14 protein-coding genes and 1 tRNA gene are annotated in these 13,580 nt (G+C 65.4%); 12 read left to right on the top strand and 3 right to left on the bottom strand.

Annotation, left to right across the window (positions count from 1 at the left end):
- Positions 1-54 precede the first annotated feature (54 nt).
- Positions 55-144: transfer RNA gene (locus PU724_RS17205), tRNA-Ser, on the bottom strand.
- Positions 145-449: 305 nt separating this feature from the next.
- Here PU724_RS17205 and PU724_RS17200 point away from each other — a divergent pair.
- From PU724_RS17200 to PU724_RS17185, 4 genes are all read left to right on the top strand, one after another.
- A complete protein-coding gene (locus PU724_RS17200; protein WP_426213406.1) occupies positions 450-962 on the top strand; it encodes a hypothetical protein in 513 nt (170 codons plus the stop codon).
- Positions 963-1,157: 195 nt separating this feature from the next.
- Positions 1,158-1,844, top strand: a complete 687-nt coding sequence (locus tag PU724_RS17195; protein WP_127284546.1) for a 50S ribosomal protein L21 — start codon at positions 1,158-1,160, stop codon at positions 1,842-1,844.
- A gap of 102 nt (positions 1,845-1,946) precedes the next feature.
- Entirely contained in the window at positions 1,947-2,216 is a 270-nt protein-coding gene (rpmA, locus tag PU724_RS17190) for a 50S ribosomal protein L27 (protein ID WP_126057796.1), read from the top strand.
- Between the two features lie 118 nt (positions 2,217-2,334).
- Entirely contained in the window at positions 2,335-2,922 is a 588-nt protein-coding gene (locus PU724_RS17185) for a GNAT family N-acetyltransferase (protein WP_127309311.1), read from the top strand.
- A 176-nt stretch (positions 2,923-3,098) separates the two neighbouring features.
- On the opposite strand, the gene PU724_RS17180 is transcribed toward PU724_RS17185, so the two are convergent.
- Positions 3,099-3,962: an endonuclease/exonuclease/phosphatase family protein gene (locus PU724_RS17180; protein WP_127309312.1), complete on the bottom strand. Its 864-nt coding sequence runs from the start codon at positions 3,960-3,962 to the stop codon at positions 3,099-3,101.
- A gap of 250 nt (positions 3,963-4,212) precedes the next feature.
- On the opposite strand from PU724_RS17180, the gene obgE reads away from it, so the two are divergent.
- The 5 genes from obgE to PU724_RS17155 all read left to right on the top strand — a co-directional run bounded on the left by obgE (position 4,213) and on the right by PU724_RS17155 (position 9,912).
- Positions 4,213-5,241: a GTPase ObgE gene (obgE, locus tag PU724_RS17175; protein WP_354423068.1), complete on the top strand. Its 1,029-nt coding sequence runs from the start codon at positions 4,213-4,215 to the stop codon at positions 5,239-5,241.
- 2 nt (positions 5,242-5,243) lie between these two features.
- Complete coding sequence (gene proB, locus PU724_RS17170; RefSeq protein ID WP_127284550.1) at positions 5,244-6,410, top strand: glutamate 5-kinase; 1,167 nt, start codon at positions 5,244-5,246, stop codon at positions 6,408-6,410.
- Between the two features lie 3 nt (positions 6,411-6,413).
- Positions 6,414-7,700 (top strand): glutamate-5-semialdehyde dehydrogenase, encoded by a 1,287-nt coding sequence (locus tag PU724_RS17165; protein ID WP_354423066.1) that lies wholly within the window; start codon positions 6,414-6,416, stop codon positions 7,698-7,700.
- 249 nt (positions 7,701-7,949) lie between these two features.
- Positions 7,950-8,537 (top strand): nicotinate-nucleotide adenylyltransferase, encoded by a 588-nt coding sequence (locus PU724_RS17160; RefSeq protein WP_127284556.1) that lies wholly within the window; start codon positions 7,950-7,952, stop codon positions 8,535-8,537.
- Between the two features lie 85 nt (positions 8,538-8,622).
- Positions 8,623-9,912 carry an MFS transporter gene (locus PU724_RS17155; protein ID WP_354423064.1) on the top strand — a complete coding sequence of 430 codons (1,290 nt, stop codon included), beginning with the start codon at positions 8,623-8,625 and terminating at the stop codon, positions 9,910-9,912.
- A gap of 22 nt (positions 9,913-9,934) precedes the next feature.
- Here the strand turns inward: PU724_RS17155 and PU724_RS17150 are convergent, their stop codons facing one another.
- A complete protein-coding gene (locus PU724_RS17150) occupies positions 9,935-10,792 on the bottom strand; it encodes a mechanosensitive ion channel family protein (RefSeq protein ID WP_127310251.1) in 858 nt (285 codons plus the stop codon).
- A gap of 242 nt (positions 10,793-11,034) precedes the next feature.
- Here PU724_RS17150 and rsfS point away from each other — a divergent pair, with 242 nt between their 5' ends.
- The 3 genes from rsfS to PU724_RS17135 all read left to right on the top strand — a co-directional run bounded on the left by rsfS (position 11,035) and on the right by PU724_RS17135 (position 13,579).
- Positions 11,035-11,412 carry a ribosome silencing factor gene (gene rsfS, locus PU724_RS17145; RefSeq protein WP_127284554.1) on the top strand — a complete coding sequence of 126 codons (378 nt, stop codon included), beginning with the start codon at positions 11,035-11,037 and terminating at the stop codon, positions 11,410-11,412.
- Between the two features lie 69 nt (positions 11,413-11,481).
- Complete coding sequence (gene rlmH / locus PU724_RS17140; protein ID WP_127284555.1) at positions 11,482-11,964, top strand: 23S rRNA (pseudouridine(1915)-N(3))-methyltransferase RlmH; 483 nt, start codon at positions 11,482-11,484, stop codon at positions 11,962-11,964.
- A gap of 259 nt (positions 11,965-12,223) precedes the next feature.
- Entirely contained in the window at positions 12,224-13,579 is a 1,356-nt protein-coding gene (locus tag PU724_RS17135) for a murein hydrolase activator EnvC family protein (RefSeq protein WP_354423062.1), read from the top strand.
- Position 13,580 lies beyond the last annotated feature (1 nt).

Raw genomic sequence — 13,580 nt, 5'->3', positions numbered from 1 at the left:
CCTGCTTCGCGCGACGGAGCGGGCTGTTCCGCGAAGCTCGAAGAGCGAGCAGGATGGCGGAGAGGGAGGGATTCGAACCCCCGATGCCCTTGCGAGCATGCCGCATTTCGAGTGCGGTGCATTCGACCACTCTGCCACCTCTCCGCGGTCATGGTCGGCCGTTGCCGGCGCGGCGCACTAGATAACGACTGGACGTAAAGGTTACAAGGCCAAATCTGCCGGATGAGCGGCTTCTTTGACGCGGTGTCGATTTGGTCACGGCCAGGCGGCTCCGACGGGCCGGCAGACGGCAAGTCCGCGAGCGTCAATGCCCGGCTCCCATACGGCCCGCGGCGGGCGGCCTGGGCGCCGCGGACCACCGGACGTTCATGGCGTCGGCCGGAGTGTCTCAGTTTGAAACTTGCCCGTCTTGACGATGCCCGTCGAAGATTGCCGATCATTCGCGTATGATGGCGGCTATCAGCCATGGGGAGGCGGCGAATATGCGAACAATCGATCTTTTTGCGGCCGGCGCTCTGTGCTTCCTGCCTTCCAGCCTGCTGGCGGCCGATGAGGTTTCCGTCGAACGCGGTTTGTATATTTCGATCATAGGCGGCTGCCATTTCTGCCACACGGAAGGATACCGTGAAGCCGATGGGAAAATCGACCCGGAGAAAGCATTGAAAGGCTCTTCCATTGGCTGGCAGGGTCCATGGGGCACGACCTACGCAGCAAACCTCAGGGACTCGGCGATGGGCTTTAACGAGGACAAATGGGTCGACCACCTCAAGACCAAGGTCAATTTGCCGCCGATGCCCTGGTACCAAGTTCAAGCCATGAGCGACAGCGACTTGCGTTCCATCTATCTCTACATCAAGTCGCTCGGACCGCCTGGCGAGTTGGCCCCGTTTTACCGGGAGCCTGGCAAGGCGCCGAGGACACCTTATGTCACACTAGTGCCACCTCAGACGCCGAAGAAGTAACGACCTTTCAAACTGAAGACTCTACCCCGTCGGCCACTTGCCTTGACTTTGACCGGACCTTCGGTTAGGGAACGCGCGCAATCGGCGTGGAGGGTCTTCCGCGCCGCTTGTTTTTTGAACCCGCAGACTGACAAAAAGACGGCCGAACCGCTCGATGCGGTTCATCGAGGCCGACCGAACAGCGAAAGGCAAAAAATGTTCGCAGTCATCAAAACGGGCGGCAAGCAGTATCGCGTCGCCGCCAACGATCTCCTGAAGATCGAGAAACTCGAAGCCAAGGTCGGCGACATCGTCGAGATCGGCAATGTGCTGGCGCATGGCGAGGGCGAGAACGTCACGTTCGGCGCGCCGTTCGTCGATGGCGCTCTGGTCACGGCCGAAGTCGTCGAGCAGGGCAAGAACCGCACCGTCATCGCTTTCAAGAAGCGCCGCCGGCAGAATTCGCGCCGCAAGATCGGCCACCGCCAGCTTCTGACCACCGTCCGGATCGCCGAGATCCTGCTGGGTGGAGCCAAGCCGGCGAAGAAGGCCGCCGCCAAGCCGGAGGCCAAGGCAGAGGCTGCTGCTGTCGAGGCGAAGGCCGAGGCCGCTCCGAAGGAGGCCAAGGCCAAGAAGGAAGCCGCTCCGAAGGAAGAAGCCAAGGCCGAGGCCGCCGCCGCGCCGCTGTTCAAGGCGCCGAAGGGCGAGCCGGACGACCTGACCGTGATCAAGGGCATCGGCCCGGTCGCCGCCAAGGACCTCAACGAGCAGGGCATCATCACCTTCGCCCAGCTCGCCAAGCTCTCCGATAAGGATGTCGCCAAGATCGACGAGCACATGCCGTTCAGCGCCGACCAGATCAAGGACTGGCGCGAGCAGGCCAAGGAGCTGGCGAAGAAGTAAGGCGCATCCGGCGAAACGATCGCCGGATCGGACTTGAAACGGAACGCGAACGCGTTCATAAGACCTTTCAAACGCCCCTTGCGGCGTATCGGAGTTAGTTAGATGGCACACAAGAAAGCTGGCGGTTCGTCGCGCAACGGTCGCGACTCGCACTCCAAGCGGCTCGGCGTGAAGAAGTTCGGCGGCGAAGCCGTGATTCCGGGCAACATCATCATTCGTCAACGCGGCACCTCGTGGCATCCGGGCACCAACGTAGGCATGGGCACGGACCACACCCTGTTTGCGCTCGAAGCCGGCGCAGTCGCCTTCAACAAAAAAGCCAACGGCCGAACCTACGTTTCGGTGAACCCGATTACCAAAGCAGCGGAATAGCCGGTTCCGCACCACAACACCGGCACCCATCTCGGGAACCGGTGTCTGGCCAGGCCAGGAAAAGGATCAGGGGAGATGGGTTTCCATCTCCCCTTTTTCTTTGCCTGGAGGACTGAAAATGGTTGCCGAAGCGGAAGACACGGATGACGAAAGTTACGCGATAGACTGCCCGGTGCTGGCCACCGAGCGGCTGGTGATGCGCGCCCCGCGCGACAGCGATGTCGGGCAACTGGTGGCGCTCGCCGACAACCGTCACGTGGCCGAGATGCTGGCCCGCATGCCGCATCCCTATGGCGAGGCAGAGGCGCGGGCATTCCTGGCCATGGCCTCATCGCGCCGGGCAGGCATCGTGTACGCGCTAACGCTTGCCGGCACCGGCACCTTCGTCGGCTGCGCGGGGCTCAACACCACCGATCGCGGGCTGGAGCTCGGCTACTGGATCGGCGAACCCTACTGGAAGCGCGGCTATGCGACGGAGGCCGCGCACGCGCTGGTCGACCTCGCCTTCCAGAACACCTCGACCCAGGTGCTGCACGCCTCGACCCGGGTCATCAATCCGGCCTCGCGCCGGGTCATCCACAAGTGCGGCTTCCAGTATGCCGGCCAGGGCATGCTGAACTCGATCGTCGCCGGCCAGGTGCCGGTCGAGCGCTACCGGCTCGATCGCAAGACGTGGACCAGTCTGAGGAACTGGGTCCACTTCTAGGCATGTTGAAATTCAGGTGAGGCCGGCCTGCAAATGACCGTTTCCTGCGCTTCCGGTGCTCACGTACTTAAGTACGCTCCGCTCCGGTTCTCGGAAACGGTCATTTTCGACTCGGCCTGACCTGAATAGCAACACGCCTAGGCGCCGCGCTTCGAAGCTGAGATCAAAAGAACCGGTCAGCCCAACTCGACCCAGACCGGCAAATGGTCCGAACCCACCGCTTGCCGGTCGACCCACGAGCGCTTCAGCGACCTGGCAAGCGAGGCGCTGGTGAAGATGTAGTCGATGCGCTTGTGGCGGCTCGCATCGTCGGGCCGTTTCGGGTCGACCCAGGTGGCGAGATCCGGGACGCCGAGGCGCTCGGCGACGTCGACGGCGAGGTCGGCGGTCAAGGGCATGCCGAATTCGTGGTCCGGGCGGCCGGCAAGCTCGGCATATTCCGCCGAGCCGGGCAGCATGTTGAAGTCGCCCATGACGATGAAGGCTTCCGGGTAGGGCAGGTCCGGCAGGCCGATCTCGGGAATGCCGGAAAGACCGCCGCCCTCCAGCGCATAGTTCAACAGGCGCTGGCGCAGGAAGCGGATCTGGCTCTGGCGCTCGACGGGGCTGCGATGGTCGAGATGGGTGGAGTAGAAGCGGATGAAGCCGAGCGGTGTCTCGATCAGCGCCTCGAGCGCGCCGCGCTGGAAGTTCATCGCTTCCAGGCTGCGGCTGCGCGGCAGAAGAAGGTTGCGCGACAGATGAATGGGTGTCTTCGACAGCACCATGTTGCCGAGCTGGAAGGTGGTCGTGATGGCGCGGCCGGCCTCCAGGCGCGAGGAGATGTTGACCTCGAAATTGCTGCCATAGGCGGCAAAATAGTCGGGCAGCGCCTCGCCGAGCTCGGCCACCATGTCGCGGTTGTTGTTCCTGGGGTTGTTGCGGGTGACCTCCTGCAAGGCGATGACATCGGCGCCGCGCACGGCATCGGCGATGCGGGAGACATCATAGCTGCCGTCGAGACCTATGCCATACTGGATGTTGTAGGTGACAAGCTTCATTCCCGCACCCCTTCAGCTCCGCCCGCCAACAGTGCTACCGCGTCCCTGGCAAAAGGGCATCCGGCGCTTTAGTCGCAAATCGCCCTCGCCCTTCGCCCCGCTTGATTGGACCGGGTCTGCGTTTCCCGGAAACGGCGACCCGCCCTATCTCGTTCTTCCTCCGCAATTCCGGACGGAAAACCGCTCACACTTTTCCTGGAATTGCTTTAGAGCAATCCCGCAAGCGCAATAGCAGAAACCCGAAGATCCGATGAAATTTCTCGACCAGGCAAAGGTTTATATACGCTCCGGCGACGGTGGCGCCGGCTCGGTGTCGTTCCGCCGCGAGAAATTCATCGAGTTCGGCGGACCGGATGGCGGCGACGGCGGCCGCGGCGGCGATGTCTGGGCGGAGGCGGTCGACGGGCTGAACACGCTGATCGACTATCGCTACCAGCAGCATTTCAAGGCCAAGACCGGCATGCACGGCATGGGCCGCAACATGACCGGCGGCAAGGGCGCCGACGTCACGCTCAAGGTGCCGGTCGGCACCCAGATCTTTGCCGAGGACAATGAGACGCTGATCTGCGACATCACCGTCGTCGGCCAGCGCTTCCTGCTCGCCAAGGGCGGCAATGGCGGCTTCGGCAACCAGCATTTCAAGACCTCGACCAACCAGGCGCCGCGCCGCGCCAATCCCGGTCTGCCGGGCGAGGAGCTCAGCATCTGGCTGCGGCTGAAGCTGATCGCCGACGCCGGGCTGGTCGGCCTGCCCAATGCCGGCAAGTCGACCTTCCTCGCGGCCGTCACCGCGGCCAAGCCGAAGATTGCCGACTACCCCTTCACCACGCTCTATCCCGGCCTTGGCGTCGCCCGCATCGACGGTCGCGAATTCGTCATCGCCGACATCCCCGGGCTGATCGAGGGCGCGCATGAGGGCGTCGGCATCGGCGACCGCTTCCTCGGCCATGTCGAGCGCACGCGCGTGCTGCTGCATCTCGTCTCCGCCCAGGAAGAGAACCCCGGCAAGGCCTACAAGACCGTGCGCGCCGAGCTCGAGGCCTATGGCCACGGGCTGGCCGAGAAGGTCGAGGTCGTGGCGCTCAGCCAGATCGACATCCTCGACGCCGAGGCGCGCAAGAAGAAGACGGCGTCGCTGAAGCGCGCCGCCGGCCGCGCGCCGCTGCTGTTGTCGGCCGTCACCGGCGAAGGCGTGGAAGCGGTGCAGCGTGCGCTGATGGCTGTCGTGGCCGAGGCCCGCGACGCCGTTCCCGCTCCTGTCGACACGCGCTGGCAGTGACCATGCAGTCGCTGAAGAAATACCGGCGCATCACCGTCAAGATCGGCTCGGCGCTGCTCGTCGACCGCGGCACGGGGCTGAAGCGCGACTGGCTGGATTCGCTCGCCGACGACATCGCGGTGCTCGCCCATGGCGGCGCCGAGGTGCTCGTCGTCTCCTCAGGCGCGATCGCGCTCGGCCGCACCATCCTCGGCCTCGGAAAAAGGGCACTGAAGCTGGAGGAGAGCCAGGCGGCGGCCGCCGTCGGCCAGATCGCGCTCGCCGGCGCCTGGTCGGACGCGCTCGGCAAGGGCGGGCTGAAGTCCGGCCAGATCCTGCTCACGCTCGGCGACACCGAGGAGCGGCGGCGCTACCTCAACGCGCGCGCCACGATCTCGACCTTGCTCAAGATGAAGGCGGTGCCGGTCATCAACGAGAACGATACGGTGGCGACCTCGGAAATCCGCTACGGCGACAACGACCGCCTGGCGGCGCGTGTGGCGACGATGATGGGCGCCGACCTCCTGGTGCTGCTCTCCGACATCGATGGACTCTACACGGCGCCACCGGCCAGGGACCCGCAAGCGAAATTCATCCCGGTGGTCGACCGCATCACACCCGACATCGAGGCGATGGCGGGCGCGGCCGCCTCCGAGCTGTCGCGCGGCGGCATGCGGACAAAGCTCGACGCCGGCAAGATCGCCAATGCGGCCGGCACCGCCATGGTCATCACGTCGGGCACCAGGCTGTCGCCGCTGATGGCGATCGAACGCGGCGAACGCGCCACTTTCTTCAAGCCGAGCGCCAATCCGGTGAAGGGCTACAAGACCTGGATCGCCGGGCAGCTCGAACCGGCGGGGCGGCTCACCGTCGATGCCGGCGCCATCGGCGCGCTGCTATCGGGCAAGTCGCTGCTGCCGGCGGGCGTCAAGCTGGTCAGCGGCAATTTTTCGCGCGGCGACACGGTGGCGATTCTGTCGCCCGAGGGCCGCGAGATCGCGCGCGGCCTGGTTGCCTACGATGCCGCCGATGCCGTAAGGATCGCAGGCCTGAAGACGGCCGAGATCGAAACCGTGCTCGGCTACGAGGCGCGCTCGGCGATGATCCACCGCGACGACCTTGTGGTGAGCCATTCGAGTGATCAAGTATTGGCCGTTGATCAAGTATTGGCCGGCCGAAGCGGAGGATGAGCCATGCTGAAGCTGCATGAGAAATCCCGAGACGACACTGCGGCGCTGATGGCCGATATCGGCCGCCAGGCGCGCGCCGCAGCCCGACCGCTGGCCATTGCCACCACCGCCGCCAAGAACGCCGCGCTTGTCGCCATGGCCGAAGCCATTCTTCGCAACGACCAGGCGATTCTCGACGCCAACGCCATCGACGTCTCGAATGGCGAGGAATCCGGCCTTTCCGGTTCCTTCATGGACCGGTTGAAACTGACACCGTCGCGCATCGAGGCGATGGCCGACGGCATTCGCGAGATCGCCGCGCTGAAGGATCCGGTCGGCGACGTGATCGCAGAATGGGACCGGCCGAACGGACTCCATATCGAGCGCGTGCGCACGCCGCTCGGCGTCGTCGGCGTCATCTATGAGAGCCGGCCAAATGTGACGGCCGATGCCGGCGCGCTCTGCCTGAAGGCCGGCAATCCGGTGATCCTGCGCGGCGGCTCGGATTCGCTCAACTCGTCCGCGGCGATCCATGCCTGCCTGGTCGAGGGACTGAAAGCGGCCGGCCTGCCGCGGGATGCGATCCAGCTGGTGCCGACCACCGACCGCGCCGCCGTCGGCGAGATGCTGAAAGGCCTCGGCGGCAATCTCGACGTGATCATTCCGCGCGGCGGCCGCAGCCTGGTCGAGCGTGTGCAGAGCGAGGCGCGGGTGCCGGTCTTTGCCCATCTCGAAGGCATTTGCCATGTCTATGTCGATCGATCGGCCGATCTCGACATGGCGGTGAAGATCGCCGTCAACGCCAAGATGCGGCGCACCGGCGTCTGCGGCGCGGCCGAGACGCTGCTGGTCGACCGTGCGGCGGCGGGAACGCATCTGGTGCCGATCCTCGAGGCGCTGCGGGCCGCCGGCTGCGAAATCCATGCCGATACCGAGGTGCTGAAGGCGTTCTCCGACGCCAGTCCCGCGACCGATGCCGACTGGGTGACCGAGTATCTCGACGCCATCATCGCGGTGAAGCTGGTCGATGGCGTTACCGGCGCGATCGAGCATATCGAGAGCTTCTCCTCGCACCATACGGAGGCGATCCTGGCCGAGGACGCTGAAGCGGTGGAGCGCTTCTTCAACGAGATCGATTCGGCGATCCTCTTGCATAACGCCTCGACGCAATTCGCCGATGGCGGCGAGTTCGGCATGGGCGCCGAGATCGGCATCGCCACCGGCAAGATGCATGCGCGCGGCCCGGTCGGCGTCGAGCAGCTGACCTCGTTCAAATACCGCGTGCGCGGGTCGGGACAGGTGAGGCCTTGATGCTATTTGCCGCTAGAGGTTGAAGCTTGCGCCCAGGCCCCCCTCTCTGGCCTGCCGGCCATCTCCCCCTCAAGGGGGGAGATCAACTTGCGCATAGGGCTTCGCCAATCGCCTACGTCATAAGATTGGCGCCTGCGGACGAGCTGCCGATCTCCCCCCTTGAGGGGGAGATGCCCGGCAGGGCAGAGAGGGGGGCCTAGCACCGTGCTCTCGTCGCCTCAGCCCGCCGTCCCCGCGCACTATCTGCGCATGCCGCATGCCGGCAAGGGCGTTGCCGTCGGCCTGTTCGGCGGCTCGTTCAATCCGCCGCATGCCGGCCACGCGCTGGTCGCCGAGATCGCGCTGAGAAGGCTGGCGCTCGACCAGCTGTGGTGGATGGTGACGCCGGGCAATCCGCTGAAGAGCACGCGCGAGCTGGCGCCGCTGGCCGAGCGGTTGCAGCTGTCCGAGCAGATCGCAAAAAATCCGAAGATCAAGGTCAGCGCGTTCGAGGCCGCTCACCACATCCGCTTCACCGCCGACACGCTGGCGCTCGTCAAGGCGCGCAATCCCGGCGTCGACTTCGTCTGGATCATGGGCGCCGATTCGCTTCGCGACTTCCATCGCTGGCAGCGCTGGCGCCAGATCGTCATGACCTTCCCCATCGCCGTCATCGACCGCCCGGGCGCGACGCTGTCCTTCCTCTCCTCGGTGGTCGCCAAGACCTTCGACTACGCCCGCGTCGACGAGGGTGACGCGCCGCGCCTTGCCCGCATGAAGGCGCCGGCCTGGACCTTCATCCACGGCCCGCGCTCGTCGCTGTCGTCGAGCGCCATCCGCAAGGCGGCAAGGGGCTGAAACGTCCCCCTTAGCGAGAAGGGGAAAGTTCGGCCATGTCGCTTTTGCGGCGGCCTTTCGTCGGCAGGTCGGCGATGCTGCGTGAATGCTGGAGAAGAACCGCACCACCATCGAGCCAGATGACGGCAAGCAGCCGGCGCCGCTGATCGCCATTGCCAGCGTCGTGGCGTCGATGGCGCTGATCGCGATCGGCAACGGGCTGATGTTCGCCTTCATCCCGGTGCGGCTCGGCGCCGACGGCTTCGATCCGACCTGGGCCGGGCTGATCGTCACCGGGCTTTCGGCCGGTGGGCTCGCCGGCTGCATCCTGACCGGGCCTCTCGTCCGGAGAGTTGGTCACGCCCGCGCTTTCATGGTGCTTTCGGCGCTGATCGCGCTCTCCAACGCGGCGATCGGCGCCGGCCCGATCCCGCTCATCTGGATCGCGGCGCGCGCGCTCTACGGTTTCGCCATCTGCGGTCTGTTCATCGTCGCCCAGAGCTGGCTGAACGATGCCGTCCCCAATGCCATACGCGGCCGCGTCATGGCGGTGTTCTACGTCGCCTATGTCGCCGGCCTCGGCGTCGGCTATGCGACGCTCGCCGCCATCGACATCCGCACCGCGGCAGCGCCGCTGATCGGCATCACCTTCACGGCGCTGTCGATCCTGCCGGTCGGCATGACGCGGCTGGCGCAGCCGCCGCCGCCGCAGGCGGCCTCGGTGGCGCTCGGCCGCGCCTGGCGGATTTCGCCGGTCGGGGTGGCGGGCATGCTCGCCGTCGGCGGCCTGTCGATGATCATCTCCGGTTTCGCGCCGATCCATGCCACTGCCAAGGGCTACAGCCAGGCGGATGTGGCGCTGCTGTTGTCGGCCATGCCGGTCGGCACGCTGATCCTGCAGATACCGCTCGGCTGGATCTCGGACCGGACCGACCGGCGCTATGTGCTGATCGGCGCGGCACTGCTTGCCCTCGTTTCCAGCCTGCTCGCCATTACCTTCGATGGCGGCGCGCTGGCCGTCCTGCTTGTGGTCTATCTGATCTGGGATGGCGCGTCGGAATCGATCTATTCGCTGTCCAGCGCGCATGCCGCCGACCGCGCCGGCAAGGACGATCTGCTCGCCCTGTCGAGCTCGATGCTGTTTGCATGGTCGCTGGCGGGGTTTGTGGTGCCGGGCATCGTGACAGGGCTTTCCGCGGTCTATGGCACCGGGACGTTCATCTATGTCGGCATCGTCATCGCCTCGGCGTTTTGCCTGTTCGTGTCGTGGCGGGTGCTGGCGGCACGGCCGGTCCCAGCCACCGCGACAGGCAGCTTCGCGCCGATGTGCGCGCAGGCACCGCTGCCGGTGGAACTCGCCTTCGCGCCGGACGAGCAGCCTCGCCCCGGCAATTGAGGCGCGTTGTCGACGGCTTGCGCTACTGCCTGGTTGAGGGCGGTTCCTGGTGCGATGCTTCCGGCGGCGGCACCGGGACGGAAATGCCTTCGGTGTCGAAGGCCTGCTTGGCGCGTTTGGTGAGATCGATCTGGGTGGCGAAGAAATCGGCGGACGAAGTCCAGTAGCGCAGGCTGATGGCGACGCCGCTGTCGCCGACCGTGGCGACGAAGGCGATCGGCGCCGGCTCGCGCCTGACGCGCCGCTCGGTGGCGGCGACGGCGAGCATCGTCTTTTGCGCGAGGTCGATGTCGTTCCAGGAGCCGATGGTCAGCGTGACGTCGCCGCGGCGGACGCCGTTGCGCGTGTAGTTGCGCACCGGCTGGTTCCACAGCGTCGAATTGGGCGCCAGCACATAGACGCCGTCGACCGTCCGCAGCCGGGTCGCGAACAGGCCGATCTCCTCGATGGTGCCGGAAATGGGGCCGACCTCGACATACTCGCCGATGCGAAACGGTCTCAGGGCAAGCAGCATGATGCCGGCGGCGATGTTCTGCAGCGTGCCCTGTAGGGCCAGGCCGATGGCGAGGCCGATGGCGCCGATGGCGGCGATGATCGAGGCGGTCTGCACGCCGAACTGGCCGAGCACCATGATGACGACGAGGATCAGGATGGCGTAGCGGACGATCTTCGAGAAGAAATGGCGCAGCGTCGCGTCGAAGCCGTGGATGTGACCGAGGCCGGCGAAGATCGAGCGCTCGGCAAGGCCGGCGACGAGATAGCCGACGACCAGCAATATGACGGCGCCGACGGCCGAGAAGGAGTAGGAGACGATCAGGCTGCTGAGTTGCGCGAGGCCAGCCTGCACGGAGAGGAGCGTGTCCTGGGGATCGATCGGCATTTGGGAAATCCGGTTGGTGGGCGAGCCGATAACCCATGTGGACGCCATGGGTTCCCGACTTTTTTCCCGCTTTGCGGAACCAAGCGGAGGGGGTCGCGTTGGCGAGCGCGGGGCCACCGTCTTGAAACTGCAACGGAACTCTGCCTATCTAAGTGGTGTCACCTGATTTCACGGGTGATTTGGTTGTTCTTGCTGCGAAAGGAAAGACACTGAGAACAGCACTGCGGAAGAAGGCCGACATCGTGCCTTCGCCGGCCGGGATCAGCGGAAATGACGCCGTGTCCCGCGCCATCAAGACAGTCCTTGCCAGTCTGGAAGACTCCAAGGCCGAAAACATCGTCTCAATCGACATCCAGGGGAAATCGAGCCTCGGCGACTATATGGTCGTAGCGTCGGGCCGATCGCACCGTCATGTCTCGGCTGTCGCCGATCATCTCCTCAAGGCGCTCAAGGATGCCGGCCTCGGCATGGCGCGCGTCGAGGGGCTGGCCAGCGCCGACTGGGTCCTGATCGATTCGGGCGACATCATCGTCCATGTCTTCCGTCCCGAAGTCCGCGAATTCTACAATCTCGAAAAGATGTGGCAGGCGCCGGACCTCGAGGAAGAGACCCTTCACTGAGCCGTAACCGTTGGGGTGCGTGTCCCCGAATCCCTGGGTGACATGCACTAGCGGCTCTTCGAGGCAAGGATGAAGATCACCGTTCATGCCGTGGGCCGGATGAAAGCCGGCCCCGAGAGAGAACTCGCCGACCGCTATTTCGAGCGCTTCGCTAGGAGCGGCCCGGCGGTGGGGCTGGAATATGCCGGCCTCGTCGAGATTGCCGAAGGCCGCGCCCAGACCGCCAACGAGCGCCGGCGCGAGGAAGGCCAGAAGCTGCAGACGATGCTGCAGCAAGGCACGGCGCTGATCCTGCTCGACGAGCGCGGCAGGAGCTTCTCCTCCGAGGAATTCGCCGGCCGCCTCGGCCTGCTGCGCGACAGCGGCCGCAAGGCGCTGGTGATCGCCATCGGCGGCGCCGACGGCCACGACCAGTCGCTGCGCGACCAGGCCGATCTGGTGGTCTCGTTCGGCGCGCTGACCTGGCCGCATCAGCTGGTGCGGGTGATGCTAGGCGAGCAGCTCTACCGGGCCGCGACGATTCTTGCTGGACACCCCTACCATCGCTCCTGATGTCGCGGCCAAAGGACACGCCAGGGTCAGCACGCTCGGCCCAAGCTTTCCGGCGGCCGGATCGGCGTCATGAGCCATCCTGCATGATCGGATGGACGTGCCTGTACGCCTGGCCGAGGACCTGAGGACCCTGGAAGCGCGATCGGAAGATGCGTAGTTCTCCGAATTTCCGCCTCAATGGCCCGACATCACGGTAGTTGTGGGTTCTCCATCATGGTTGATGGTTCGTTAACGAAGCGGCGGATAGAGTCTGGGCCTGATGTCTGAAGGCTGGAATTCGAGAACGCGCGCCTGGCGCAGCCGCTGCGGCCTGACATTTGTCGCCGCGCTGATTGCGTTCCGTCCGGCCCTGGCGGCGGAAAACACCCTTGATCCAGCGCCCGATCCCGACCGGAGCCGGGCCGAATACGAACAGGTCTCGAAGGAAATCACGCTCTCGTCCGAGCGGCTGGCCAAGCTCGCCGCCGACATTGCGGCGGTCAAAAAGGACCATGCCTCGATCACCGCGGCGTTGATCCAGTCGGCGATGACCGAGCAGAAGCTCGGCCAGGACATCGAGGACATCGGCGCCAAGCTGGAAGGGTTGAAAGCGGAAGAGCAGAAGATACGTGCCTCCCTGGCGGCGCGGCGCGACGTGCTGGCCGAAGTGCTGGGCGCGTTGCAACGCATGGGACTCAATCCGCCGCCGGCGATCCTGGTCAAGCCGGAGGACGCGCTGTCGTCGGTGCGCAGCGCCATCCTGCTCGGCGCGGTGGTGCCGGAATTGCGGCAGCAGACCGAGGTGCTGCTCGCCGACCTCAAGGAACAGACGCGGGTGACGACCTCGATCGAGGCGGAGCGGGCCAGGCTGACGACGGCGGTCGGCGAACAGGCGGCGGAAAAGAAGCGGCTGAGCATGCTGCTCGAGGCCAAGCAGAAGCTTCAGGCAGACACCGAGACGGAGATCGCGGCCGAGAAGCAGCGCTCACAGGTACTGGCCGCCAGGGCGGGCAGCCTCAAGGAACTGATCGCCTCGCTGGAGGCCGACAAGGCGCGCAGGGCGACAGACCAGGCCAAGGCGGCCGAGCGCAAATCGGCCGATGGCGATCAGGCTCCGGGAGGAGACGGCAAGACGCCGGCGCCGGCGGAAATGGCCGCGCTGCCGGTGCCGGAAGGCAACCGGCTCACGGCCGCAGCGCCGTTCTCGGCGCTGCAGGGACAGATCGCGCTGCCGGTGACCGGCAAGATCAAGCGGCGCTTCGGCGCCGATGACGGTAACGGCGCGGTGATGCAAGGGGACATGGTTGCGACACAATCGGGAGCCATCGTCACCGCGCCGGCGGATGGAAATGTGCTTTATGCGGGGCCGTTTCGCTCTTATGGTCAACTCTTGATCCTCAATGCCGGCGACGGGTATCATGTCGTCTTGGCTGGGATGAGCAGAATCAGTGTCGCGACTGGCCAGTCGGTGCTCGCAGGAGAACCGGTCGGCGCGATGGGAGAGGCCCGGGTGGCGAGCACCTCGGCCTCGCAGAATGGAAATGCCACGCCGGAGCTCTATGTCGAGTTCCGCAAGGATGGAAAACCCGTCGATCCGACCCCATGGTGGGCGGACCGTTTTTCTGGAAGGACGTGAA

Source organism: Mesorhizobium abyssinicae, assembly GCF_049887195.1.
Lineage (GTDB): Bacteria > Pseudomonadota > Alphaproteobacteria > Rhizobiales > Rhizobiaceae > Mesorhizobium > Mesorhizobium abyssinicae.
This window is presented reverse-complemented; position numbering and strand designations above follow the sequence as displayed.

Coding starts and splice junctions, on each gene's coding strand:
- PU724_RS17200 (WP_426213406.1), top strand. CDS start 450: ATGGCGGCTATCAGCCATGGGGAGGCGGCGAATATGCGAACAATCGAT.
- PU724_RS17195 (WP_127284546.1), top strand. CDS start 1,158: ATGTTCGCAGTCATCAAAACGGGCGGCAAGCAGTATCGCGTCGCCGCC.
- rpmA (WP_126057796.1), top strand. CDS start 1,947: ATGGCACACAAGAAAGCTGGCGGTTCGTCGCGCAACGGTCGCGACTCG.
- PU724_RS17185 (WP_127309311.1), top strand. CDS start 2,335: ATGGTTGCCGAAGCGGAAGACACGGATGACGAAAGTTACGCGATAGAC.
- PU724_RS17180 (WP_127309312.1), bottom strand. CDS start 3,962: ATGAAGCTTGTCACCTACAACATCCAGTATGGCATAGGTCTCGACGGC.
- obgE (WP_354423068.1), top strand. CDS start 4,213: ATGAAATTTCTCGACCAGGCAAAGGTTTATATACGCTCCGGCGACGGT.
- proB (WP_127284550.1), top strand. CDS start 5,244: ATGCAGTCGCTGAAGAAATACCGGCGCATCACCGTCAAGATCGGCTCG.
- PU724_RS17165 (WP_354423066.1), top strand. CDS start 6,414: ATGCTGAAGCTGCATGAGAAATCCCGAGACGACACTGCGGCGCTGATG.
- PU724_RS17160 (WP_127284556.1), top strand. CDS start 7,950: ATGCCGCATGCCGGCAAGGGCGTTGCCGTCGGCCTGTTCGGCGGCTCG.
- PU724_RS17155 (WP_354423064.1), top strand. CDS start 8,623: ATGCTGGAGAAGAACCGCACCACCATCGAGCCAGATGACGGCAAGCAG.
- PU724_RS17150 (WP_127310251.1), bottom strand. CDS start 10,792: ATGCCGATCGATCCCCAGGACACGCTCCTCTCCGTGCAGGCTGGCCTC.
- rlmH (WP_127284555.1), top strand. CDS start 11,482: ATGAAGATCACCGTTCATGCCGTGGGCCGGATGAAAGCCGGCCCCGAG.
- PU724_RS17135 (WP_354423062.1), top strand. CDS start 12,224: ATGTCTGAAGGCTGGAATTCGAGAACGCGCGCCTGGCGCAGCCGCTGC.